General features: G+C 41.6%; 20 protein-coding genes. 2 read left to right on the forward strand and 18 right to left on the reverse strand.

Features of this window, described 5'->3' with window-relative positions; all coding sequences use genetic code 11:
* The first annotated feature begins 11 nt into the window (after positions 1 to 11).
* Positions 12 to 914: a glutamate biosynthesis transcriptional regulator GltC gene (locus tag OKX00_RS11795; RefSeq protein WP_265407493.1), complete on the forward strand. Its 903-nt coding sequence runs from the start codon at positions 12 to 14 to the stop codon at positions 912 to 914.
* A gap of 418 nt (positions 915 to 1,332) precedes the next feature.
* Here OKX00_RS11795 and OKX00_RS11800 read toward each other — a convergent pair whose 3' ends face one another.
* Together OKX00_RS11800 and fdhF are read right to left on the reverse strand one after the other, a co-directional pair.
* Complete coding sequence (locus OKX00_RS11800; protein ID WP_265407494.1) at positions 1,333 to 1,872, reverse strand: helical membrane plugin domain-containing protein; 540 nt, start codon at positions 1,870 to 1,872, stop codon at positions 1,333 to 1,335.
* Complete coding sequence (gene fdhF / locus OKX00_RS11805; protein WP_265407495.1) at positions 1,865 to 4,822, reverse strand: formate dehydrogenase subunit alpha; 2,958 nt, start codon at positions 4,820 to 4,822, stop codon at positions 1,865 to 1,867. Before fdhF ends, OKX00_RS11800 begins: the two co-directional genes overlap by 8 nt.
* A 119-nt stretch (positions 4,823 to 4,941) precedes the next feature.
* On the opposite strand from fdhF, the gene OKX00_RS11810 reads away from it, so the two are divergent.
* Entirely contained in the window at positions 4,942 to 5,289 is a 348-nt protein-coding gene (locus tag OKX00_RS11810) for a hypothetical protein (RefSeq protein WP_265407496.1), read from the forward strand.
* Here OKX00_RS11810 and OKX00_RS11815 read toward each other — a convergent pair.
* The 16 genes from OKX00_RS11815 to OKX00_RS11890 form a co-directional block, all read right to left on the reverse strand.
* Entirely contained in the window at positions 5,257 to 5,622 is a 366-nt protein-coding gene (locus OKX00_RS11815; RefSeq protein WP_265407497.1) for an STAS domain-containing protein, read from the reverse strand. The genes OKX00_RS11810 and OKX00_RS11815 overlap by 33 nt on opposite strands.
* A 24-nt stretch (positions 5,623 to 5,646) precedes the next feature.
* A complete protein-coding gene (locus tag OKX00_RS11820) occupies positions 5,647 to 6,444 on the reverse strand; it encodes an STAS domain-containing protein (RefSeq protein WP_265407498.1) in 798 nt (265 codons plus the stop codon).
* A 204-nt stretch (positions 6,445 to 6,648) separates the two neighbouring features.
* Positions 6,649 to 7,062, reverse strand: a complete 414-nt coding sequence (locus tag OKX00_RS11825) for a YflT domain-containing protein (protein ID WP_062232214.1) — start codon at positions 7,060 to 7,062, stop codon at positions 6,649 to 6,651.
* 93 nt (positions 7,063 to 7,155) lie between these two features.
* Positions 7,156 to 7,653, reverse strand: coding sequence for a hypothetical protein (locus OKX00_RS11830; RefSeq protein WP_265407499.1), 498 nt, complete (start codon positions 7,651 to 7,653; stop codon positions 7,156 to 7,158).
* Between the two features lie 265 nt (positions 7,654 to 7,918).
* Complete coding sequence (locus tag OKX00_RS11835) at positions 7,919 to 9,100, reverse strand: MalY/PatB family protein (protein ID WP_265407500.1); 1,182 nt, start codon at positions 9,098 to 9,100, stop codon at positions 7,919 to 7,921.
* Positions 9,101 to 9,121: 21 nt separating this feature from the next.
* On the reverse strand, positions 9,122 to 10,033 hold the full coding sequence (locus OKX00_RS11840) for an NAD(P)/FAD-dependent oxidoreductase (protein WP_265407501.1): 912 nt from the start codon (positions 10,031 to 10,033) through the stop codon (positions 9,122 to 9,124).
* A gap of 217 nt (positions 10,034 to 10,250) precedes the next feature.
* Complete coding sequence (egtB, locus tag OKX00_RS11845; protein ID WP_265407502.1) at positions 10,251 to 11,531, reverse strand: ergothioneine biosynthesis protein EgtB; 1,281 nt, start codon at positions 11,529 to 11,531, stop codon at positions 10,251 to 10,253.
* An 88-nt stretch (positions 11,532 to 11,619) separates the two neighbouring features.
* The gene (locus OKX00_RS11850; protein WP_091005751.1) at positions 11,620 to 12,096 is read right to left on the reverse strand and encodes a hotdog fold thioesterase; all 477 of its coding nucleotides are present in this window, start codon (positions 12,094 to 12,096) and stop codon (positions 11,620 to 11,622) included.
* Positions 12,097 to 12,208: 112 nt separating this feature from the next.
* On the reverse strand, positions 12,209 to 13,030 hold the full coding sequence (locus tag OKX00_RS11855) for a carbohydrate ABC transporter permease (protein ID WP_265407503.1): 822 nt from the start codon (positions 13,028 to 13,030) through the stop codon (positions 12,209 to 12,211).
* Positions 13,030 to 14,004 (reverse strand): carbohydrate ABC transporter permease, encoded by a 975-nt coding sequence (locus OKX00_RS11860; RefSeq protein WP_265407504.1) that lies wholly within the window; start codon positions 14,002 to 14,004, stop codon positions 13,030 to 13,032. The genes OKX00_RS11855 and OKX00_RS11860 overlap by 1 nt, the downstream gene beginning before the upstream one ends.
* A 76-nt stretch (positions 14,005 to 14,080) precedes the next feature.
* Positions 14,081 to 15,358, reverse strand: a complete 1,278-nt coding sequence (locus OKX00_RS11865; RefSeq protein ID WP_416054235.1) for an ABC transporter substrate-binding protein — start codon at positions 15,356 to 15,358, stop codon at positions 14,081 to 14,083.
* A 112-nt stretch (positions 15,359 to 15,470) separates the two neighbouring features.
* Complete coding sequence (locus OKX00_RS11870) at positions 15,471 to 16,889, reverse strand: response regulator (protein WP_265407505.1); 1,419 nt, start codon at positions 16,887 to 16,889, stop codon at positions 15,471 to 15,473.
* Positions 16,867 to 18,300, reverse strand: a complete 1,434-nt coding sequence (locus tag OKX00_RS11875) for a sensor histidine kinase (protein WP_265407506.1) — start codon at positions 18,298 to 18,300, stop codon at positions 16,867 to 16,869. The genes OKX00_RS11870 and OKX00_RS11875 overlap by 23 nt, the downstream gene beginning before the upstream one ends.
* On the reverse strand, positions 18,297 to 19,277 hold the full coding sequence (locus tag OKX00_RS11880; protein ID WP_091005741.1) for a sugar-binding protein: 981 nt from the start codon (positions 19,275 to 19,277) through the stop codon (positions 18,297 to 18,299). The genes OKX00_RS11875 and OKX00_RS11880 overlap by 4 nt, the downstream gene beginning before the upstream one ends.
* 338 nt (positions 19,278 to 19,615) lie before the next feature.
* Positions 19,616 to 20,971: a D-serine ammonia-lyase gene (locus OKX00_RS11885; RefSeq protein ID WP_265407507.1), complete on the reverse strand. Its 1,356-nt coding sequence runs from the start codon at positions 20,969 to 20,971 to the stop codon at positions 19,616 to 19,618.
* A gap of 131 nt (positions 20,972 to 21,102) precedes the next feature.
* The gene (locus OKX00_RS11890; protein ID WP_265407508.1) at positions 21,103 to 22,611 is read right to left on the reverse strand and encodes a M1 family metallopeptidase; all 1,509 of its coding nucleotides are present in this window, start codon (positions 22,609 to 22,611) and stop codon (positions 21,103 to 21,105) included.
* Positions 22,612 to 22,685: the final 74 nt, after the last annotated feature.

Below are 22,685 nucleotides of genomic sequence, written 5' to 3' on the forward strand. Positions count from 1 at the left end.
AGGGTATCAAAATGGAACTTCGTCAATTGCACTATTTTATCGAGGTGGCAGAGCGAGAGCACGTGTCCGAGGCGGCACAGCATCTGCATGTGGCACAGTCCGCAGTCAGCAGGCAAATTGCCAACCTGGAAGCAGAATTAAATGTCGAACTGTTTGAGAGAGAAGGCAGAAATGTAAAGCTGACCCCTGTAGGAAAACTTTTTTTGACCCATGCATCCACTGCATTAAAAGCAATAGATTATGCAAGAAAACAAATAGAAGAATATTTGGATCCCGAACGAGGTACAATCAAGATCGGTTTTCCGACCAGCCTCGCAAGCCATCTTCTGCCTACTATTATTTCAGCGTTTAAAGAAGAGTATCCGAACATCGCTTTTCACCTGCGTCAGGGATCTTATCATTTTTTAATCGATGCTGTGAAAAATGGGGATATTGATCTAGCGTTTTTAGGGCCTGTTCCAGCAAATCAGCCTGATGTTAAGGGCCACATCCTTTTTACGGAAAGAATTTCCGCATTGTTACCAGCTGACCATCCAAAGGCAGATAAAAGCAGCTTGGTTTTAAGTGATTTAAGAAATGACCGTTTCGTCTTGTTTCCTGAAGGCTATGTGCTGCAGGAAGTAGTCATTAATGCCTGTAAAGAAGCCGGTTTTTCGCCTATCATATCTTCTGAAGGGGAAGATATGGATGCGATCAAAGGGCTGGTTACGGCAGGAATGGGTGTAACCTTATTACCCGATAGTTCTTTCTATGAAACCACTCCTCGCTACACAGTAAAAAAGCCCATTGACTTTCCGCTTGTTCAGCGTACAGTTGGGCTTATTACACCAAAGAAACGGGAATTGGCACCGGCTGAAAATGTGTTTTACGACTTTGTTATACATTTCTTCTCTAAACTTGAGCAATATCAGTAAAAAAAGCTGCCATGTGCAGCTTTTTCTTTATACCGCTCTTTGTTCTTTTTGAAGCAGGGCAACAGCGTACAAAAGCAAGTATCTCTCACGGGGAGTCAGTCTGAGCCAATCTTTTACTTTGTACTTCAAGCCAATACCTCCTCTTTACAAATAGATTGAAACCGCTGCATCTATTAAACAACCTTTATTTTTAATTGTATCTATATATTACCACCTGTTGTAATTCGCAAACTTTTTCTTGTTGTAAACCTTTCTCTTTAATTCTTCCTAAATCTGCATAAAAGTGTAATAATACGGAATTTTTAGCGAATATTCAGAGGACGGAACGCGTCAAAGCAGAAATAAGCTAAAAGATTGTCGATAAATTTTAGGTAATTCCATAAAAAACGAACTCCCTGCTTAGGGAGTTCGTTTTCTATCATCCAAGATTTTTGCCTTTATCTTTTCTTTGAACCGTGAATTCTTCTGTGCTGCGTTCTTTATGCTCGGTCTTTTCGCCCATTCCTTTTAAAAATGTCATGAGAAGGGTTATGGAGCGATTGATTTCAGGATCTTTAAGTGCACGTACAAGATCAAAATAACTTGTTTTTTCTTCGGTATCTTTGTGTTCGGCTACTTTGGCTGCCCCTGCGTTGACTTTCAATAAAAGGGGTTCAAGCTGTTTTACATCGAGAGTGCCCAATACTCCCATCATCAAAAGAAGGTTTTTAAGAGTGTTCGAGGTCTCTGGCGTATCAGCAGTCTTAACCAAAATCTCAAGTACTTTGTCTCCTTGTCCGAACAGCCCGTTTAACAGAGAGATGATTCCTTTTTCATGCATATGATTGATGACACTGAGTGATTCCAGAAGTGCATCTTTGTTTTTAATCAAAGCATCTTCTACTTCTTTTAAGTCTCTGGTTCGCTGCTCTTCCTCTGTAACTTCCAGCCTCTTTATGATTTTCGTTGCTTTAGCCATCCTGCTTCATCTCCTTTTTTACAAGGTCACCAGGAAAAACGTAATCTTTTCTTGCCCATTTCTTTTGCACATTTACACCAATCTGCGGCTGTGGGTTTCCATTCCGATGGTTGATTCTTGGGATAGGGTCGACTCCTTCAGTATTCAGGACTTCCAGCTTAGCCATGGCTTCCTTATAAGCTGGTGTATCGGTATCTTTATCAGCATAACTGCTTGTCAGAAGGTTGATCGCTGCGTCTCCGTTATCATTCAGCGGAAGGTAAACTTCTTTCCCTTTCACCCGATCGGTAATATGGCATCTCACTTTGACATTTCCATAAGGTGAAGTGAGGCGGACAAGATAGCCATTCTTCAGTCCGCGTTCCTCCGCAAGCTCGGGAGAAACCTCCAGGAAAACATTTGGTGTTTTTGAGGCGATTCCTTTTGCTTTATATGTCATATTCCCTTCATGGAAGTGTTCAAGCAGACGGCCATTGTTTACATGGATATCATATTCTTTTCCAAAATGGACTGGTTTTGTCCATTCTAATGGAAAAAGGTTGGCTTTCCCGTCAGGAAATGGAAAGTCCTCTGTAAATAATAGAGGCGTGTCCTTTCCGTCCACTGCCACTGGCCACTGCAAGCTTTTATACCCTTCAAGGCGTTCATAAGTAACTCCTGCAAATAAAGGTGCAAGAGGAGCAGCTTCCTCCATAATATCGCTAGGATGTTCATACTTCCAGTTTGCACCCAGTGAATTTGCTATATGTTGAATGATCTTCCAATCAGGTTTGGAATCACCTAAAGGCTCCAACACCTGATATAAACGTTGAATTCTTCGTTCAGTGTTTGTAAAGGTGCCTTCTTTTTCAAGGCTGGGGCTTGCAGGAAGAACAACATCAGCAAATTCTGCTGTCCTGGAAAGGAAAATATCCTGTACAACAAAAAACTCAAGCTTTTCGAATGCTGCATGTACATGGTTGATATTAGAATCAACGATTCCCATATCTTCACCTTTTAAATACATGGCTTTGAGTGTACCATCATGGATGCCAGCAACCATTTCATGATTATTTAAGCCGATTTTTTCCGGCAGCTTCACGCCCCAGGCCTGTTCAAAATTTTTCCGCACCTGCTCCTCTTCAATATGCTGATAGCCCGGAAGTCTGTTCGGCATGCTTCCAAAGTCACTTGCTCCCTGTACATTGTTATGCCCTCTAAGTGGGTACGTACCTGCCCCGGGCTTGCCATAATTGCCTGTAATGAGCATAAGGTTTGAAATGGCTGTACTCGTATCGCTTCCTGCACTGTGCTGTGTGACCCCCATGGCCCACAATACACAAACAGAATTCGCTTCATGAATCATTTCAGCAATTTTTATGATTTGTTCTTTCGGCATACCAGTCAGCTTTTCAGCATAGTCCAATGTAAATGGAGCAAGACTTTCAACATAGTTTTCTAATCCGTTCACCCTCTTTTGAATAAAGTCATTATCGGCCCAGCCCATATCAAGAATATATTTGGACACTGCTGACAGCCAGATAAGGTCAGTCCCTGGTGCCGGCTGGACAAACAAGTCTGAGCGTTCTGCCATCTCATGTTTTCTTAAATCAGCTACAATCAGCTTTTGTCCGTTCAGCTTATGTGAACGTTTAATTCTTGTGGAGAGTACAGGATGCGATTCAGAAGTATTTGTACCTATGCCAATGACCAGTTCAGACATCTCAATATCTTTAATACCGCCCGAATCTCCGCCATGTCCAACTGTTCGAAACAGACCTAGGGTGGCAGGTGTCTGGCAATACCTTGAGCAATTGTCAATATTGTTAGTGCCGATGACAGCTCTCCCTAGTTTTTGCATCAAATAGGCCTCTTCGTTTGTGCATTTGGAAGAACTGATAAAACCAAGGGCGTCTGCTCCATGGTCTTTCTTGATTTCAGAAAACTTTTCCGCGATCAGGCTAATCGCTTCATCCCATTCGGCTTCACGGAATCCGTCAGCTTCTCTGATCAAAGGTTTAGTCAATCTTTCTTCACTGTTGACAAACTCCCATCCGAATTTCCCCTTAACACATGTGGATATCCCATTTGCCGGAGCTTCTGCCTGAGGTTCAACTTTGAGTATCTCTCTGCCTTTTGTCCAGATGTCGAAGCTGCACCCGACACCGCAATACGTACATACGGTTTTTGTTTTTTTGATCCGTTCCTCACGCATCGCAGATTCCATATCTGAAATGGCCAAAATGGATCCATAACCCGTTTCTACACTTTTTGTAATTTCAATCATGGGACGAAGGGTTTTACGGTCAATCCCGGTCATGTAGCCGGCCTCTCCTTCCATCCCCTTTTCCATCATGGCGTTGCAAGGACAAACGGTGGAACAATGGCCGCAGGATACACATGATGATTCATTGATCGGTACATCATTGTCCCAGATCACACGAGGGCGATCCCTTTCCCAGTCAATTGTCAGTGTTTCGGTGACCTGAACATCCTGGCAAGCTTCCACACAGCGTCCGCATAGAATACATTGGTCAGGATCATACCGGTAATACGGATGAGACTGATCCGCGTCATACGGTTTATGCTCAAACGGGATGCTCTGATGGTTGACTTTCATTTCTTTTACCGTATTGTGTACTTCACATCCGCCATTATTGTAATCACATACCGTACAGTATAATTCATGGTTATGTAATATCCGGTCCATGCCGATGACTTGTGCTTTCCTGACTTCTTCTGATGCTGTTTCAATTACATCTCTATTTTTTAAAGAAGTTGAACAAGATCTTACAAGCTCTCCGTTCACACTGACAATACAAGTATCACAGGTTTCAATCGGTCCGAGACTAGGGTGGTAACAGACACTGGGGACGTCAATGTCATGTTCTGAAAGAAGCTGTAGAACGGTTTGATCTGATTGGGTTGTTTTTTGAATGCCGTTAATTTTCACATGTATTGAATCTGACAATATCGCTCACCACTGCTTTCCTCTTAAATTGTTATAAACTATTCATTTCCTCACTACCCTTACCGTGAATTTTTAAACTTTTACTAAAAAAAGGGGCTGTCCAAGAAGTCTGTAAGCTGTTGATTTCCGCTCCAGGCTGCTCGCTTTTACCGGCGCGAGCTCCTACTTTCGCGGGGCGTGCGGTGAGCCGCGTGAACGCCTACTTTTTGGCGCTAGCGCCTGCGGGAGTCTCACCCGTCACGCTAGTCCCGCAGGACAAGGAAGACTCCCGCAGCGTTTTATCGCACGAAGAAAATGTGAAGTTCATTTTCGAGGAGTCTCGCACCTTCCACTTCAATCAACTTTTCATTGAAGATTTTCAAGACAAAAAGGAGCTGCTGAAGGTCAATTTTCGACTTTCAGGACAGCCCCTTTTCAAACTAGGATTTATGTTTTTAATTTTGGAGTCTTCCGTTAAGTTCTTTTAAAGATTCTAAACCTTTTTCTACATCAATGGCGGTTGATATATTTTTCATGGAAATTCCCATCTCATTCAGTGTAATGGCAACAAGAGGCTGAACACCCGTTACAATGACCCTGGCTCCCATCAGATCTGACATGTTGACAATATCAACTAGTATTTTGGCAATAAAGGAATCCACCAGATCGACCAAAGAGAGATCCATTACAATACCTCTAGCATTGGTAGATTGAATCTTTTTTAGAATATCTTCCTGAAGCTGTATTGCTGACTGATCGTCCAAATCTTCCTGAATGGAGACAAGCAATGAATCATTGACTTTTAGGATGGGTATACTCATTTTGAAAAAACCTCCCTATAGGTTTTAATGCAGCATGATTGAATTCTTTTTAGGATTGTACTCCAGATCAACTTGAATGATTTCATCCAGGTTCCGCATGAAATACGTTTTTTTATTAAGGCCTTTATTTTTTAAATATACGGCATGTTCGGGTTTCAGGCCGATCACATAACAGATTACGCCTACAAGATTCAGACTGTGTATGAGCTGTGAAAATGATTCAATGCCTTCACTGGTAAGTTTACCGACACTGCTGAAATCAAAAAATACCGTAGTAAATTTTCCATCGTGTGCAATATTGGTTAGGGTTAAATGGTTTTCTCGAATCAATTCCGGATTGAGCTCGCCAGTAAGCGGAACTAGTCCTACAGATTCAGATAACTTAATAAAATGTGCAGAAAGCTCTAATATCCGTTTTAAAGATTGTTCAAGCTGCCCTTTCTGTTCAAGCAGTTCAAAATTGGTTTCAGCCAGCCGCTTGCACTGCTTTTCAATTTTAGATTCAAGATTCTTGAGTTTGTCCGTTTGTTCAATACAAACAAGGTAACCGATCCCTTCATTCCAGTGAATGGAACAGCTGAACAATGAATAAGGTGAATGAGCCGTCTGAAGAACCAGCTCGATTTCTTGCTGCCGTTTTTTAGAAACAAGAAATATCAAAGCATTCTCACGGCTTTCGAGATCAACAATATCTAAAAAATTTCCTTTATTACAAAAAGTTTCGACTGATTTGTCGGATTGAGCCAAGATATTCATTTCTTTATCAATTTCAAAGTATGGAATGGGCATGTGCTTGATCTTTGATTGATATTCGTTAATCATCTTGCACCTCCTAGTCCTCCCCCTAAGGAAAACTTAGCGATAGCAGTCTGGATAGTAAAAGAGCGAGGAACTAAATTTCTTCCTCGCTGGATGCCTGTATAATATATTGTTAACAAACGTATAAACATAATATAACATATAGCACAAATATTTACAATCAAATGAAACCAGTTCCTCTCAGGTATGGAACTGGTTTCTGTTTCGTTATGAATGAGGTGTTTTGTCATGCCCAAAGGTCTCGGACTCTGCTAGAGTCTTTTCGCCCCTCGCATCAAGTTGATAATCTGAGCCTGCCAGCATTAATATCTTTCCTGCTTCTAGTTCAGATGCATAGGTTATGGCTTTGTTTTCCGGGAGGCCTAGCCCAGCCAGTTTTTCTTCGAAGTTATTTGTATACGGATCATTCGAGAAAATATTTTTAATTTTTTGGAATATTGTTTCTTCTTGATTAATGATATCAACCGCAGCTCCCGTCCTCTTTTCGAGAGTATCTTTGAATCCATCATGGTTGATGACAAATGAGATTTCATCAATAGGATAACCGTCTGACTTCAACTGCTGTACAGCAATGACTGCTTCCTCATCATAATTAAAAACGCCCAGGACATTCTTGCCCATAAAGATTCCTCCTTTTAAAGCTTTTGGGTGTTTACATACCCGGGCGGGAGGTTTATAAACGTTGCTTTCTAACTTTCAAAGGAAATAATTATTTTAGCCATTCCAAACGATACTGCCAGATTTGCTTTCGTTATCCAATTGAACTGAAAAATGGTGCTTTTCATAAAAATGGACTAGCCGGTTTACGTGGTCCCAGTCTCTTGGAGCAATGTCCCCTTTTATATAAGGGATGTTTTGGTCCTTCGCCAGTTCCTTCAAATATCGTATACAAATTGAGCCATAACCCATGTTGGCGGGTCCCCTAATGTCTCCGATAAAGATACTATCATTCCTGTCATAAATGGCATCAATGGAAAAATCCCAAATTCCTTGAAAAGAAGTGGAGCAGTCATTCAGCATAATTTTACACTGATGTTTATTTTCCAATTTGTACACGATGGTCAGATGGTCATCTTTTGTCTGTTCGACCCCAAGGACATCCCACTTTTTAGCTATTTTTTTTAGATCATTCTGCATTCGAAGCACTTGAAATTCCAGACTGTTCCGCGCTTGTTCAACCGAAGCTGTTTCTATTTCCATTACGTTATGCATCCTGACTTCCCCCTTTCTCTTTGATCGATTCACTTCACACAGTTTGCCATTTTACTAAGGATTCCTTAAGTTTTCAACTGATTTAGCACAGTAATTCTTTCCAATTGGCTTTTTTAAAGCATATTGTTGATCTTTTACTCCAATAGGAAGGGGGGATAGCTGACTATGATATGACGGCTCTTCAATCATACGCCACCAAAAAACTTCATGGACTAACAGAGCTTTCCAATTTAAAAAACCCTGAATCAGATTCAGGGCGGTTTCATCAAATAACATTTTGTTTATTTATCGCTTTCTCTAATCTTGTTAATCCTTCTTTCAAGGTTTCAAGAGGACAGGCAATATTGATTCGTTCAAAGCCTTCTCCTTCTTTCCCGAAGATATAACCTTCATCAAATGCCAATTTTGCTACGTCTTGCATAAAGCTCTCCAATTTTTTATGATCCATGTTTAGATTGGAGCAGTCCAGCCAAACTAAGTAGGTTCCTTCGGGTTCGATCACTTTAATTTGGGGAAGCTTCTCTTTTATAAAATTTTTCAAGTAGTCCAGGTTGCTTTCCAGGTATTCCATTAAGCCCTCAAGCCATTCTTCCCCATGCTGATAAGCAGCTTCCGCAGCAATGATCCCCAAAGATCCTGGTGAAAAAAAACCAATTGTTGCTAAATAATCACTAAATTTGTCCCTTAGTGTTTTATTCGGAATAATAATTGTAGAAAATTGAAGTCCTGCAAGATTAAACGTCTTGCTTGGAGCAATTCCTGTGATCGTCCTGTCCTCAATTTCAGGGGACAAAGAGGACAAGATCGTATGCCTGTACTTCTTATAGATCAGATCAAAATGAATGTCATCTGAAAACACCAATACGTCATATTGAATGCAGAGTTTTGCCAATTTCGCCAGTTCCTCTTTGGTCCATACTCTGCCCACAGGATTGTGAGGGTTGCAAAGGAGCATCAATTTAATATTATTCGTCCGGAACTGTAACTCAAGGTCTTCAAAGTCCATTTCATAGGTTTCACCGTTATAGCGCAAAGAATTCCTGAAAAGTTTTCTATTGTTCTTTTTCACCATGTCACCAAACGGGTAATAAACCGGACTCTGGATCATCACCCCATCATTTTGGTCGGTATAGGTATGGATCGCTGCAGAAAGAGCAGGAACAACACCTGGGGTAAAGACGATCCAATCACTTTGAATGTCCCAGTTATGCCTTTTCTTCAACCAGTTTATGACGATTTGCTTTGTATCTTCTGTGGCCATAGAATATCCGAAAATACCATGATCAATTCTTTGTTTCATGGCATCGATGACTGGCTGCGGAGCTTTAAAATCCATATCTGCCACCCACATCGGGAGTAGATCTTCTTTTCCAAATATCGCTTTCGTATGATCCCATTTGACAGAGTGGGTGTTCAATCTATCAATTCTTTCACTGAATGCTTTCATCCGTTCTGTGTTCCTCCCTTTCTAAGGCTCTAAAGAACGAAGTCTTTTATGAATCCAAATCGCTGCCTGTACGCCATCTCCCATGGCTATGGCAACCTGCTCGGAGTGAGCGACAACATCTCCGGCCGCCCATACATTTTCGATATTGGTTTCTTTCGTTCTTGCATTAACAACGATGTGCTTTTTCTCAAGTTGAACCCCCAGCTTCTCTGCAAGTTCTGAATGTACCCTGTTTCCTCCAAAGGCAACAAAACCACGCTCACCCATTATTTTTTCACCATCTTTAAATAGGACTCCTTCAAATATTGACTCGCCCTTCACGATAATTTCCTGTATGGGTTTCGAGATGTGCAGAATGCCTAAGTCCTTTAAATCCTGAAGCGTTGATTCATCCAATTCTTTTTGCTCATGGTTAATATATGTGATGTCTTTCGTCCAATAATTCAGCGTGATGGCCATTCCCGCTCCAGCCTGTCCTGAACCAATAACTATCAGTTTTTTATCTTCAACTTCATAGCCGTCACAGTCAGGGCAGATAAACATGGTTTCACCCAGACATTTTTTCAAATTTTCGATTCCTGCAGGAAGCCTGTCCATGACGCCAGTGGCAATCAATACGGTTCGGGTCTGCAGGAATTCCTGCTGATCAGTGGTTATGGTAAAGATGTTATCACTTTTATTCAACTTGGAGGCTTTTTGCTCCTTAAATATGACACCAACCCTTTCAGCCTGCTTCTTTCCACTTTGCCTTAACGTTTCTCCGCTTACTCCTTCAGGCCAACCCAGTATATTCCGGTAATTTTTGCACAAGTTGGATCTTCCATTATTGGAATCCAGTATAAGTGTTTTGTGTTTATAACGTCCTAGCTGAATACCTGCCTGTAATCCTGCAATTCCGCCGCCAATTATGATGCAATCATATGATTTTTCCATACTCTCCCCCGATCTTTTGCGAAAAGAATATTGTTTTTCTTACTTTCACTGCGCCGCCAAAGCTGAAACCTGAACATGATGTTTAGTTTAACCCAAATTAAGGCAAAGCATAGAAGTAAAATAGAACGTATGAAGGGGAACAATCGTGGAAGAAAACAATGTGAAGTTCACCTCTGTTGCAGAGCACTGCAGATGGCCAACAACGCAGAAGAACAGCTTATGTTCTCTTTACGTCTTCAGCCAAACGAATGCCGCTGAACTGCCACCTTTTCTCCGGCTGAAAGAAGTTCCGGTAAGTCGGTCGGAAGTGTGAGGATGAGGTGGCACAGGATCCGCCTCTCAGCACCATCTGGTTACACATGAATTTTGCGTTGTACTCTCCGAGAGCTCCCTCATAAGGTTTGTTCCCAGGATAAGAAACGTAAGGGCTCTTCGTCCACTCCCACACATCGCCGAAAGTCTGATATAAGGGACCATCTTCATGTAAACCGGAAGAAACCGGATGATAGTTTCCACTTTCTGCAAAGTTCCCCTCCACTTTTTTCCCTGCCAGTGCATGTTCCCATTCCTGTTCTGTAGGAAGACGTTTACCTGCCCACCTTGCATAAGCGTCCGCTTCATAAAAGCTGACGTGGCATACAGGTTCATCGTGATCTAGCTTCTTCTCTCCACCAAGGGTATATACATGCCATTCATCATCCCTCTTAAACCAATACAATGGCGACTCCCATTGATTTTTACATACCCCACTCCATCCGTCGGAGAGCCAAAACTGCGGTTTCTTGTATCCTCCATCCTCTATGAATGCCAAGTATTCTCCATTGGTAACAAGATGTGTGGCCAATTTGTATGGTTCGAGCCATACTTTGTGAAGAGGTGTTTCATTATCAAAGCAAAAAGTTTCACCATTGTTCCCGATTTCAAAGAGCCCGCTTTTTAGTTCAAAATAAGTTGAAGCACCGGCAGAAGGTTTATTTCTCTCCTTTTGTTCTTGATAGGCCGGCAAAAAAGGGTTCTGAGATAAATTGTACTTTATATCTGTCAAGAGCAGTTCCTGATGCTGCTGTTCATGATGTAATCCGATCTCAAGAACCTGCAGCAGCTCTTTCTTCTTTTCTTCAGAAATGCCGGATTCCAGAAGATCAGCCATATGTACGTCAATATAACTGCGGTATTCAAACACTTCCTCAACCGAAGGACGAGTGATCAGACCTCTCTGAATTCTGGGATGAAAAGGGCCCACTGTTTCATAATAAGAGTTAAATAAATAATCGAACTGGTCATTAAACCCCCGGTAATCCTCGGCGAATTCTTTTAAAATAAACTTTTCATAAAACCAAGTTGTATGGGCAAGATGCCATTTAGGAGGACTGGTATCTTCCATGGATTGAATGATAAAATCCTCCAGATTCAGCGGCTGCACCAGCATTTCACTGAAAGATCGAACCGTCTGATAGCTCTTCAGCATTTTGTTCATTTCTGTTGCCTGCGTTTTCATACTTTACCTCCTCATAACTGAACAGTGATTTTTAAAGGTTCATCTGTCGGTGGTACATTCCCTTCTTTCATAGAATGATAACCGATTTTTATAAGGATTCTGGTATTGGCTTTTCCATCTCTTCCACTGGAACAAAATATCCGCTTTTTCTATAGGCAAGAGCTTCCATTACAGCAATTAACTCTCCTTCACTTTCAACTCTGATGTTATACCAGGCGGTTCTGTTGTTTTTCTTTTCTTCAGAAGCAACCGCTTTCAGTTTAGCGCTTGCTCTGCCTGCTGCCATAAAATTCACCGTGGTGGAAAGTCCGACTGAAGTCTTCCCATAGGAATTGCATGCGGCAGCAAACACAAAATCAGCCAATGCAAAAATCACGGCTCCATGAGCCGTGCCGTGGGAATTTAACATGTGAGCTTCAACTTCAACCTCTGCTGTTGCTGTCCCTTCTCCTAGTTCCAATAATTTGATGCCTAAAAACTTTGCATACGGTTCATTTTCGAAGAACTCAAAAATTTCCTTTTTAAACGTTTTGTGAATGTTCTCTTCCGACCGTTTCTGATTCATGATAGTCCTCCTTAAACGTTCTTATAGCCAGTATATATAAAAGTAAGAATATTATAAAAAAATTTGCACAAAAAAACAGCCTGCTCTTGCTCGAATCAGACTGTCTTCACTATTATCCTTTGACCGAACCTGCCAAAAGGCCTTTTACAAAAAATTTACCAAGGAAAATATAGACGAGAAGAGTAGGCAAAGCGGCCAATAAAGCACCGGCCATTTGAACATTCCATTGTACAATCTGACTTCCTGAAAGATTTTGGAGTGCTACCATGATCGGCTGCTGCGACGAAGTTGTAATCGTTACAGCAAATAAAAATTCATTCCATATGTTTGTGAACTGCCAGATTCCTACAACAACAAACCCGGTAATAGAGAGCGGTACGATGATATGCTGATAGATTTTAAAGATGCCAGCTCCATCAATCTTTGCTGATTCCATCATTTCCTCAGGTATGCTGGCGTAAAAATTTCTGAACATTAGAGTAGTAATCGGAATTCCGTATACTACATGAACAAAGATCAGACCCGGTATGCTGTTATAAAGGCCTACTTCACGCAAAAATTGAATGAGAGGGATCAAAATGCTCTGATAAGGGATAAACATACCGAACAAAATAGCGGTAAAAATCCAGTCGGCTCCTTTAAATTTCCACTTACAAAGCACGTATCCATTTAACGAACCTAATAAAGCGGACAAAAGTGTCGCAGGAATCACCAGATAAATACTGTTCATAAAATTGGGGGAGAGTCTCTCGAATGCCTGCTGATAACTGCTGAAATCAAGTGAATGCGGGAGTTCCCACATTTGTGACAGTGTAATCTGGTCAAGCGGTTTCAGGCTCGTAATCAGCATGACATAGACAGGCATAAGATAGAAAAGACTTAAGATGATCAGCAAAACGTAAAGAAGGGTACGATAAACCGAGCGTACTGCCATCACGATTCCCCCTTTCTGCTTGAAATAAGGTAAGGTACGATAAAGACGGCAACGGTTACAAGCATGATGATGGAAATGGCAGCACCGTTTGCATAATAGTTGCCCCTGAATGTGGTCTCAAACATATAGACGCCGGGAACATCTGTGACAAAATTGGCTCCTGGCCCTGTCATGGCATAGATCAAATCAAAGATCTTTAACGATATATGGGCCATTATGATGACAACACTCACGGTTACCGGAGCAACGATTGGGAAAATGATTTTACGGTAAATCTGAAATTCGGAAGCACCATCCATTCGGGCAGCCTCTCTGATTTCTTCCGGGATGGCTCTCAATCCTGCTAAATACATTGCCACTGAAAACCCGGTCATCTGCCATGCAGCGGCGATGACGACTGCGATCACCGCAACAGGAACACCAAACTGAATTTTCCCCCATTCCACTCCAGGAATAATTTTTACTGAAGTATACCAAAGGGAATCCAGACCTGATTTCTTCAAAAAGAGATTGACCCCTGTTGCCGGATTCAGCAGCCACTGCCAGATGACGCCTGTAACAACAAAAGAAAGGGCCATAGGGAAAAAGAAAATATTTCTGAAGAGCCCTTCCCCGCGGATCTTTTGATCAAGGAATACAGCGAGCAACAATCCCATCACAAGAACAGCAAGAATAAAGAACACCGTGAAGAACAGTGTATTCCTTAAATCAGCCTGAAACCGGAAATCCTTAAACAGGAAAACATAATTCTTAAACCCAGCAAAAGACATGTCTGGAACAAGAGAGTTCCAGTTGGATAATGAAACATACCCGGACCAGGCGATGAATCCATAGACAAACACACCTACTGCCAAAATGGAAGGGAGAATAAAAACAAAAGACAAAAGCTGATCTACATTTCGTTTTTTCCGTTTCTTTGCTGAAACGGCTAATGAAGTGCCTGATTGAAGAGAAGGCAATATTTTGGGTTCCATCCAACCGTTCCTCCTTAATCTTTGTTGGTATTAAGAAAAGAGGAAGAGATGTCCTCCTCCTCTTTTCTCTCAATCCTTACTTTTTCAGTTCACTGCTCGCTTGTGTTAATGAATCGATCAGCTGGTTCACATTCTTTTGTGTTACAAAAATATTGACCGCCTGATTAGCTTTTGTTACAAATCCTTCAGGAGCGGCTGAACCATGTGCAAGACTAGCAGCCAGCTGTGCCTCTTTAAATTCCTTAATCGTCTGTTTTCCGTATTCATCATACTTGGAAACATCCGCGTCAGTTCTAGCTGGTATAGACCCTTTTAATGGATTAAAAGCATCCTGGCCATCAACTGAGCCTAAAACAGATAAGAACTGCTTGACATCCTTTGCATTCTTCACACCTTTAGGAAGTCCGAACGTATCTGTGATGATCATAAACTGATTTTCTGTGCCTGGTGTCGGCACCCATCCGAAGTCTTCGTTCACTTTAAGCTTAAGATCATTCACGAAATAGCCTTTGGCCCAGTCTCCCATGATGTTCATCGCTGCATCGCCCTTGGCGACCATTTGAGAAGCATCCTGCCAGTTTCTTGAACTATGGTCAGAATTAATATAAGAAAGCATTTTTTTATACGTTTCAGCAGCCTTCTTCACTTTTGGGTCATCAAACTTCATTTCGCCTTTCCACAATTTCTGATAGTCTTCATTTCCCAGCGTTCCGAGAAGGACGTTTTCAAAAATCATGGTGGCTGTCCACGGCTCTTTATCCCCAAGGGCAAGAGGTGTTATCCCTTTTTTCTTTAATTGGTCAGCAACCTTGAAAAATTCATCAAACGTTTTTGGAGCTTCAAGATTGTTTTCAGTGAAAATTTTCTTGTTGTACCAGAGAACGTTTCCGCGGTGGATATCTACTGGAACAGAGTAAATTTTCCCGTCTTTGCTGACCATGTCAATCAGCTGCTTAGGAAACTTGTCATTCCATCCTTCTTTGTCATACAGATCATTCAAAGGCTCCATCTTGCCTGCAGCCACCCAGCCGTCGTTCAGTTCAGAACCGCCATGTACCTGGAAAGTAGCAGGAGGATCATTCCCCTGCATACGGCTTGCCAGTACTGCCTTGGCATTCGTGCCTGCTCCTCCGGCTACAGCCGCATTCTCGATTGGGATATCAGGATTTTTTTCTTTAAATAGCTTGATAAGAGCTTTTAATCCGTCCTCTTCACCGGCACCTGTCCACCAGCTGAAAATCTCCAGCTTGCCAGAGCTTTTCTTCTGATCACTCTGTCCCGAGCTGGATTGGCTGCATGCTGACAGAATCAAACTAAAAGCCAGTACAGCATAAATCCATACTTTCTTTTTCAAGTGAACCTCCCCCTTCATTTACGTTGTTACCGCTTACATCACTAGTATAAAAAGGATTGGCAGGTTCTTGTTTGCCAATTTTCTGTACTTTTTTATCATTATCTTCACTTTTTTATGATTTGGCGTCCTCTGCTTTTTGTCTGACATATTGTTTAGGCGAAAGCAGAAACTGCTTTTTAAACACACGGCTGAAATAATTCGGATCTTTATAACCGACCATAAAGCAAATTTGTTTCAGGCTGTACTGATTTTGGTTTAGCAGTTTCATCGCTTTCCGGAGGCGGATTTCTGTTAGAAATTCAATAAACGTAACATCTGTCTCTTCTTTAAATAGCTTAGTAAAATAAGTCGGGCTCAAGCCCGCCATTTCTGCTACCTGCTCCAAAGATACAGCTTCATGAAAGTGTTCATCGATATATTTCTTTGCCAGTTTTATCGGATCATTCGTTTCCTTGTTTTCATTGATCATCCTGCAAGCATTTCTGATTAATTCCTCCCAAGCATTTCTATTTTCAGGGTAGGACAAATCACTGACGTCTATTTCTTCCTGAACCAGTCTTTCCCTGAGTAAAATGTATAAATCCATTAATTGAATGGATGACAGTTCTTTTCCCAGCATACTTTTCGCTCCATTAGAATCGTTGCTGAAAATAGCCTCAACGATCTCATCGAGTCCAGTTTCTTTTGCAGGGTCAACTTGGGAAAAATGAGCAAAACGCCCGCTGTTTTGCTTTTTCAGAAAATGAACAGTCTTAGCGGCTTCCTCATAGGAGTGCCTGATCTCTTTTAAATCCGTATATGGTTTTCCCACTCCCATCCATAATTTTTCAAAGACTTCAGCTTGAAGCCTCTTTGCCAGCTGCAAAGAATCATTTATTGGATTGCTCTTGTGGCTCATAAAAAGCAGAACGAGCTGATTTCCATAAGGAAGAGAAATAAACGGAAATGGTGATCTTTTATTAAGCACAGAAATCACTTGCTCTAATTGAATGTTTTTTTCATATTCAATGACAGAAATAAAGGAATTCCGCATATTTGGAAATAAAACAGCTAATTGCTCCAGAACCTTATCGTTATGCTCATATTGCAGAATCTTCAACAGAATATTTTCTAAAACAATCTCTGCTGTAGCGGAATAGCGGCTTTGCTTATCTTGCTCTTCAGAAATGGATTGGCACACTCTTTGAATCGCATGGACCGTTTCTTCTGCTGTACTGGGCTTTAACAAATACTCTCTTACCCCCTCCTTCATCGCTTCTTTTGCATATTGAAAAGATTCATAGGCAGTAACCATGATAAATTGCATGGAAGGGTTTTGTTTCTTTATGATTTGGATAGCTTCAATTCCGTTTAAACCGGGCATCTTAATATCCATCAGCATAAAATCAGGTTTGTGTTTTCTGGCCATTTCAACGGCTAATCTTCCATTGGAAGCTTCTCCTGCAATGGTCATATCAGGAAAGTGATCTTCAATTATTCTTCGTAATGCTTTCCGTTCCAGGCTTTCATCATCCGCTATAATTACTTTCAACTGAAGCCGCCTCCTTCTGGGGAAATATAAGTTTAACCGATGTACCTTTTCCAGGGGTTGAATGGATCTTTACAAGGTTATCAGATTGATAGAAAAGCGCCATCCGTCTCATGACATTTTCCAGACCAATGCCAGTTGAATGGCCCACATGAGCCGAACCTGTCTGTTTCCATAATGCATCGGCAGGCATTCCTGCTCCATTATCCTTTACTTCTGCTATGATTGTTTCTCCTTCTGTATAGATGGCCAAGAAAATCTCTCCCCCATCCTCCATACTTTCGACACCATGGATAAAAGCATTCTCAACAATAGGTTGAAGAATCAGTCTTGGAACCAAGATGTTCGTACAATCTTCATCAATTTTAGTGTGAAACGCGATCCGGTCGGAAAACCGCGTCTGCTGAATATGAAAATACTCAATGACTACCTTTGCCTCTTCACGCAAGAGGACAGATTGATTAATATCATTCAGGCTGTATCGAAGGAGCGTGGAAACAGAATGAATGAGTTTTGACGTCTCCTCTGCCTGCTCAAAAAAGGCCATCCTTGAGATGGTATTCAATGTATTGAATAAAAAATGAGGATTGACTTGATTTTGAAGATGCTTCAGCTCCAGTTCTTTAAGCAGGGAATCGAGCTCGGACTTTTCTTCAATCTCAGAGATGTACTGACGTATGTTTTTGCGCATCAGATTGAAGGTTTCACCCAGCAGCTTCAGCTCATCGTTGGACTGGATCAGTACGGGCTTCCCATCAAGCTTTCCGGCGGAGACTTCTGATGCGGCTTTCGATAAAATTTGTACAGGTTTATTGATTCCTCTGGAGAACCATAGGGCAAAAAAGATGGCGAGAAGAACAGTCGTATTAAATAAAAACAAAGTAAACCACTTGAATGATTCATTTCTCTTTTCGAGGTCTGCATAAAAAGATTGGTAATCCGTCAGTTCAAGATCGATCAGTGACAATGTGGTGTCTTGAAGATAAGAAGACGTGTTCCTCGCTTCCTTTAAATGCAGTGAGTACTGATCGATATCATCCTGAATGGCAAATCCGATCGATAATTCGCATTCTTGTATTAAGGTTTGGACCATATGGACATAGGTTTGCATCTGAATATTGTCAAACCCTTTCTGATCCTTTTGAAGTAATCCTGTCTTTTCGTTTAGTTTATATCGTAATTTATGAAACTCAGTAATCACTTTTTTGTTTCGTTCAACCACATACTGATTTGCTTTATCGTACAGCTGGTCAGATGTCTGTGAGATTTCGTTCAGGAGCAAAAATTGCTTAAATCGAGAATCATACTCTAACAAAAAGGATCGGCTGCTGAAAAAAATGGAGATGGAAACTACGTTAAATAGAATGACAAAGACAAAAAAATAGAGCAACAGCTTGCTGCGGATCGTTTTCATCTTGAGGCCCTCCACAGCTTAGTTGGTTTCGTTTTTTTGATGATATCCGTTTTTGTATATTGAAGCGGTTGAGGCAGCTTTCCTTTTTTCACCGACAGAAGAGTTCGGACGGCCTTTTCCCCCATCTGATAGGGATACTGTCCGACTGTTGCATTAATTTGTTCAGTCCTGATAAGGGTCATGGTTTCGGGCAAGGTATCAAAAGAAATAATGAAAGGTTTGTTCTTGCTTTGATATTGTGAAGTGACCTGGCTGATGCCAATGCCATCCAAAGCACTCGTCCCAAAAAAGGCCGTAATATCCGGATCGTTCTTGAGTAATTCATAGGTAGCTTGCAGCGCACCACTTTTTGTGATGTTCGATTCTTCAATGCCGGCGACCTGGATTCTTTTATGTTTAGCAAGAACGTCTTCAAATCCTTTTACCCGCAGCTTCTGATTGGACGCATCAAGCCGGCCGGTAACAATTCCTACTTTTTGTTTACCTTGTGTATTCTTCACCAGTTCTTCTCCTGCAAGCTTGCCGGCCCTGTAATTGTCAGAACCTACATAGACCTGGCGTTCACTGTCCGGAGCATCGGTGTCAACGGTCAGGAGTGGGATTCCTTTTTGTACAGATTTATTAACGAGGTAGTTAAACTTTTCATTGGATAATCCCTGGGTCATTATCCCATCGACCTTGCCTGCGATGGCTTTATCGATTAAGGTAAGCTGTTCTTCATTGTTTGCCTGCTTGGGCCCTAGATAGTCCAAGTGAATATGACGTTTATCTGCTTCTGTTTTTGCTCCTTTTTCTACAAGCCGCCAATATTCATTATCTATTTCCTCTGATATCAGGACAAAATGATAAAGATATTTCGGTGTTTGTGCAGCGGAGGGCTTTACCTGAAACGTTTCCCTTCCGAAAAACAGCATATAACCCGCGTTTAAAAAAAAGATGGCTATAAATATGGAAAGACCTATTTTTTTCAATCCCATAAAAACCCCTTCTGTAAGCGTTTTTATACTTATAATAATGGATTGTAAAAAAATTGAATAGACCGATTTCCGGAAGATAAAGGAAAAGCCAGCCTTTAGCAGGCTGGCTGGTTTGTTCTTTTTGAAAATATACCTGAAATCAATAGATAGAGAACATGCAATCCGACATAAGAGCTTGAAAGCAAAAATAGCGGATTTAAAAAGATTTTATGAACAGTGGTCATGAAAACTTTAGGAGTGACGATGACATCATAAACGGTTGTATGGATAGGCAAGCATAGATAAAACTCTTTCAAAAAGAGGATAACCATTTCTTCCTTCCCTGTCTTTTATGAACTCTAACTTCTGCTGCCCATTTGATAGTAGTTTGCCATTACTTCATCAGGCACCATGCTGCCGCCAGTTGCCCATAGGATGTGAGTTGCTTTTTCAATTTTCTCCACCAGGTGATGTTTATTGAGATAACCGGCACCTTCAGTGGTCTTTAAAAGTCTGGAAGGTCCAGCTGCACCGGCTAAGGCGGAGGGCTCGAGAGATTGCTTCTCAGAGTCGGAAATATGTCGAAGAAGCCTGAACAGTTCTCCGTCCGTTATCGTATAAATACCGCTTAAATATGGTTCCATGAATTTCCCGACAAAGCCGGAAGGACGGCCGACTGCCAAACCATCAGCTGCTGTATCATTGGTTAATCCAAAGTCAAATACGGATACCTCTTCATGAAGGCCTGTCATCATCCCTATAAGCATGCAGGGAGATTGTACCGGTTCAGCAAAAAAGCAGTGGACATTCTCCTTAAACAAAACTTTTAATCCGTACCCCACTCCCCCTGGACCCCCACCTACTCCGCAAGGGAGGTAGACAAATAAAGGATGATCTTGGTCAACAGGAATTCCTTGTTCTTCGAGCTGTTTTTTTAATCTCAAAGCAGCTACAGAGTAACCTAAGAAAAGAGTAGTGGAATTCTCGTCATCAATAAAATAACACCTCTCGTCGAGTTCGGCCTGTTTCCTTCCCTCCTCAACGGCTAAGCTGTAATCCGCATGATATTCGATGACTTCGACTCCCTTGCTCCTTAAAAGGTTTTTCTTCCATTCTTGTGCATCACTCGACATGTGGACGGTTACGTTGAAACCTAATTTCGCACTCATTATTCCTATGCTCATCCCTAAATTTCCGGTAGAGCCTACAGCAATGGAATATTGGGAAAAGAACTGTGTAAACGGTTCTTCCGCAAACTTTGCATAGTTCTCGTCCCTCGTTATCAACTGATTTTGAAGAGCCAATTCTTCAGCATGCTTCAATACTTCGTAGATGCCGCCTCTCGCTTTGATCGAACCTGATATAGGAAGATGGCTGTCGCATTTTAAAAGCCATTTGCCCGGATGACTCAAATCTTCTATATCTGTTATTGCCATTTGAAAATCAGGTATTTCCAGCAATGGGGATTCAATAATCCCGTTTGTTGGCCGCGTTTCAGGAAATACCACTGATAGATATGGAGCGAACCGATGAAGCCTCTCTTCAGCTTCCTTAATATCTGTTAAAGTGAGCGCTTCAGTTTCCGGTCTATGCTCTGGGGTATATCCTGGATTACTCCAAAACACTTCTTCCCCGTCAGAGGCTTTACTCAATAAAGGGTATTTATTTAAGTAATGCTGTATCGTTTCTTCTTTAAGCGGTTTCCTGGTTTCCATATTATCAACTCCCTGTTTAACATCTCCCTCCAATAATAACACGGCCAATTTCATTGTTTTAGAGCTTTCAGTAGATAGGAATTAAAAAAGGCCAGCTCAATACAGAGCCGGCTAGTTGCAATGAGGTTACTCTATTCTTGATCTGAAATATAAACACGGTGATCTTTAAAGAACTCTCCAAGATCTTTCCCGGTTTCTCTTTCCATGATGGTGACGAAATCTTTTGTCGTCGTCACGTCAAACTTCTTCTCTTTAAAGTAGGCTTTCATTGCAGAGTAGAATGCTTTGTCCCCTACTTTTAGACGGAGATCATTAAGTGTGCGGGAACCGTAGCCATAGATCATTTGATAGTAAGCGTTAATCCCTGAATCTCCGTCCGCTGTAAATGTTGAGACTGGAGAAGAAAGATGGTAATTCTTATTTGGTACGGCTGGTGTGGTCAGCTGATTTAACCCATTGTTATATAAGGCTGCCGAAAATGTTGCAAAGGATTCATCCAGCCAAGGCTCATCATATTCGTTATCCCCAATAATTCCGTAAAACCATTGATGGCCGATCTCATGTGCAGTCACGGATTTTACCCATTCTTGAGAACGTTGCCCTGCGATACTGATCATAACGAGCTGAGGGTATTCCATTCCGCCGAACCAGCCTTCCATTCCGACAATATCAAGCTCAGGCCATGGATAAGTCCCAAAATGATCACTGAACAGATCGATGCTCTTCAGTCCGGATTGCAGCATTGAATCGGCATAGGCTGCTTGTTCAGCTGTATAGTAGACATTGATTTTTACGTTGTTGACCATCCCTTTTTTGATCTTGTAGGTAGGATCCATCTCCATGGCAAAATCTCTGACATCATGGGCTTTGTAGCGGTGTACAGCAAGGTTACCGATGTTTTGCGGTTTTCCAACTTCCGTTCCAGAGGCTGCAATGACTTGTTTTTTGTCAGTAGTCACGGTTACATCATAATCCCCTGTTAAAGAATAAAAGGATTCACCGGCATGGAAATAGGGATCCACATTCCAGCCTTCTTTGTCATAGACTGCAAGAATCGGAAACCAGTTTCCTAGTGATACAGTATTTTTGAACCAGCCGAAGCGGTCCTGCTGTTCTGGAACCTTTACAGTAAAGTTCATGCTGACAGAAGCTGATTTATCTTTTTTTATTTTTACAGAAGGGATATGCAGTGCAGTTCCATCAACGTTGTATACCACACGTTTTCCATCCACTTTCACATTGCTGACGTCCATGCTGCCTCCATTTTCCGCAAACATGTCCGCGTTGCCCCAAAGATTGAAATAAAGTTCATTTAAGTTTTTCTTCAAGTTGTTTTTAAACTTTACAGAGAGCTTTCCTGAAATTTGGTGCTTCGAAGTGTCATAGAACACATTCATCTTGTAGCTAGGTTTTGAAGGACCCATCACATTTAATCTGTTTCCTTGTTTCGCAAGGTCCTGAAAAGGAGCTTTTGGCATCTGACTGTATTTTTGGATGGGATGATAGCCGCCTTTCATCACATGCGGCGGAGAAACGATTCCTTTCCCTTGAGCAGCTGCTGCAGCGGACCCTGTAAATAAACTTGCTGCAAGCAAGGCAGCTGTTGTCATCGTTACGGTTTTTTTTGCTGGTTTTTTCATGATACATCCTCCTTTGGTTAACTGCCTTACCTATTTCTGGATGCCAAAGTGTGACTCCTTGCAACAAAAGGACG

The organism is Fictibacillus sp. KU28468 (assembly GCF_026153615.1).
Taxonomy (GTDB): domain Bacteria; phylum Bacillota; class Bacilli; order Bacillales; family Fictibacillaceae; genus Fictibacillus_C; species Fictibacillus_C marinisediminis.

Bases quoted from the DNA above. Each gene is read 5' to 3' on its own strand.
- OKX00_RS11795 (WP_265407493.1), top strand. From the start codon at position 12: ATGGAACTTCGTCAATTGCACTATTTTATCGAGGTGGCAGAGCGAGAG.
- OKX00_RS11800 (WP_265407494.1), bottom strand. From the start codon at position 1,872: ATGGCTAAAGCAACGAAAATCATAAAGAGGCTGGAAGTTACAGAGGAA.
- OKX00_RS11815 (WP_265407497.1), bottom strand. From the start codon at position 5,622: ATGAGTATACCCATCCTAAAAGTCAATGATTCATTGCTTGTCTCCATT.
- OKX00_RS11820 (WP_265407498.1), bottom strand. From the start codon at position 6,444: ATGATTAACGAATATCAATCAAAGATCAAGCACATGCCCATTCCATAC.
- OKX00_RS11825 (WP_062232214.1), bottom strand. From the start codon at position 7,062: ATGGGCAAGAATGTCCTGGGCGTTTTTAATTATGATGAGGAAGCAGTC.
- OKX00_RS11830 (WP_265407499.1), bottom strand. From the start codon at position 7,653: ATGCATAACGTAATGGAAATAGAAACAGCTTCGGTTGAACAAGCGCGG.
- OKX00_RS11835 (WP_265407500.1), bottom strand. From the start codon at position 9,100: ATGAAAGCATTCAGTGAAAGAATTGATAGATTGAACACCCACTCTGTC.
- OKX00_RS11840 (WP_265407501.1), bottom strand. From the start codon at position 10,033: ATGGAAAAATCATATGATTGCATCATAATTGGCGGCGGAATTGCAGGA.
- egtB (WP_265407502.1), bottom strand. From the start codon at position 11,531: ATGAAAACGCAGGCAACAGAAATGAACAAAATGCTGAAGAGCTATCAG.
- OKX00_RS11850 (WP_091005751.1), bottom strand. From the start codon at position 12,096: ATGAATCAGAAACGGTCGGAAGAGAACATTCACAAAACGTTTAAAAAG.
- OKX00_RS11855 (WP_265407503.1), bottom strand. From the start codon at position 13,030: ATGGCAGTACGCTCGGTTTATCGTACCCTTCTTTACGTTTTGCTGATC.
- OKX00_RS11860 (WP_265407504.1), bottom strand. From the start codon at position 14,004: ATGGAACCCAAAATATTGCCTTCTCTTCAATCAGGCACTTCATTAGCC.
- OKX00_RS11875 (WP_265407506.1), bottom strand. From the start codon at position 18,300: ATGAAAACGATCCGCAGCAAGCTGTTGCTCTATTTTTTTGTCTTTGTC.
- OKX00_RS11880 (WP_091005741.1), bottom strand. From the start codon at position 19,277: ATGGGATTGAAAAAAATAGGTCTTTCCATATTTATAGCCATCTTTTTT.
- OKX00_RS11885 (WP_265407507.1), bottom strand. From the start codon at position 20,971: ATGGAAACCAGGAAACCGCTTAAAGAAGAAACGATACAGCATTACTTA.
- OKX00_RS11890 (WP_265407508.1), bottom strand. From the start codon at position 22,611: ATGAAAAAACCAGCAAAAAAAACCGTAACGATGACAACAGCTGCCTTG.